Genomic DNA, 1,596 nt, shown 5'->3' with positions numbered 1-1,596 from the left:
AAATGGCAATGTCCATGGTGGGTTGTAAAACGCATAAATAGGGCTATTATGAGTTTTCAGGTCGTTATCTAATATGTATTGCGTTAATTTAAATTCATGTTGCTTAATACTATCCTCTGAGGATAAGCCCGAAAATCTAATGACAACGAATTTCTTTTGATCAATTTTTTTAATTTTAACTGCAGGATTCTCTGGTTTTGGTAAAGTGTCTAATGAATGCTCAGCTGGCATCATAAAGCGAATAATCCATCCATTTTCTGATTTTTGCTGAGTGACTGGCGCAGTCATGTTAATTTTCGTTTGTTGCTGGTTATTGCCAAAAATATAATCAGCAATTAATTTAAACCCTTCATTAATAGATAATTTTCTTGTATTTTTAACAACCACTTCAGAAACAATTAATGCACTATATTGCCTAATTTCAATAGGTGAGTTTTGCTCGATAATATCATATTTTGGCTGTTCTACATCGCTCATAATCACTCCGGATAACATAAGTATAATTAGCAAAATGCCACTAATGCTTAATAATATTTTAATTAACTGTTTTTTCATATCTTGTTAGTTCATATTGCAGTATTTAATTCTTTTAAATCGCCAGTTCGCAAATTTTTTATAAGCAAATCGCAATATAGATCTGATCACTGGAAAAGAAGTTATAGTTGCTAATATCCTAAACTTAGGTAATTTGGACCAGATTAAAATGAATGCATCTAAGCCTAAAAATAGTTCATTTTTAGAATTTTTAACATGTAACACTTTTAAGGCCTCTGCTAATGAAAACGTTTCTTTGGACAAATCAAGACTTGATTCAGTGACATCTATCCATCCAAACACATCTTTTGGAGCAATACTTTTGTAATGGTTAATTTCTTTTGAACAAACGCCACATTTACCATCATAAAATACTTTAATCATGTTTTTTTATGATGCCTCAGTTAATGACCTAACCGTATCAATATCTTTATCGCCTCGGCCTGAAAGGTTAACAACAATGGTTTTGTTTTTGCCAAGCTTTTTAGCCAGTTTGATAGCATAAGCAATGGCATGAGAAGATTCTAACGCAGGCAAAATTCCTTCAATTCTAGTAAGTTTGTGGAAAGCATTCAAAGCTTCCTCATCAGTAATGGCGACATATTTCGCTCTTTTAGAATCTTTCAAATACGAATGTTCGGGTCCAACACCTGGATAGTCTAATCCGGCAGAGATGGAATGTGTTGAACCGATTTGCCCATTTTCATCACACACAATATAGGTTTTGTTGCCATGGAGTACACCAGGCTTGCCTTTATTTAATGGTGCAGAGTGCTGGTTAGTATCTAAGCCTAAACCCGAAGCTTCTACACCATACATATCAACGCTAGTGTCATTAATAAACGGATGGAACAATCCAATAGCATTTGAACCGCCCCCTACACATGCTACAAGCGCATCTGGCAAGCCACCAACTTGTTGCGAAAATTGCTCCTTAGTTTCCTGACCAATAACGCTTTGAAAGTCACGCACCATCATTGGATATGGATGAGGCCCAGCAACAGTTCCAATAATATAAAAAGTATTGTCAACATTAGTGACCCAATCTCTCATGGCTTCATT

At 35.0% G+C, this 1,596-nt stretch carries 3 protein-coding genes; all 3 read right to left on the bottom strand.

Annotated elements, in window-relative coordinates; genetic code table 11:
* Nucleotides 1–477: heme-binding protein (locus P8M52_RS01070; RefSeq protein ID WP_300306075.1), on the bottom strand; the 477-nt coding region annotated here is incomplete at its 3' end.
* Between the two features lie 84 nt (nt 478–561).
* Nucleotides 562–918, bottom strand: coding sequence for a DUF393 domain-containing protein (locus P8M52_RS01065; RefSeq protein ID WP_300306072.1), 357 nt, complete (start codon nt 916–918; stop codon nt 562–564).
* A gap of 6 nt (nt 919–924) precedes the next feature.
* Nucleotides 925–1,596 (bottom strand): pyridoxal-phosphate dependent enzyme (locus tag P8M52_RS01060; protein WP_300306069.1); only part of this gene is annotated, 672 nt, incomplete at its 5' end.

The sequence above is a fragment of the Candidatus Thioglobus sp. genome, from assembly GCF_029243085.1.
In the GTDB taxonomy this organism is placed as follows: Bacteria; Pseudomonadota; Gammaproteobacteria; order PS1; family Pseudothioglobaceae; genus Thioglobus_A.
The sequence above is the reverse complement of the archived record's forward strand: the minus strand, read 5'-3'. Positions and strand labels throughout refer to the sequence as shown.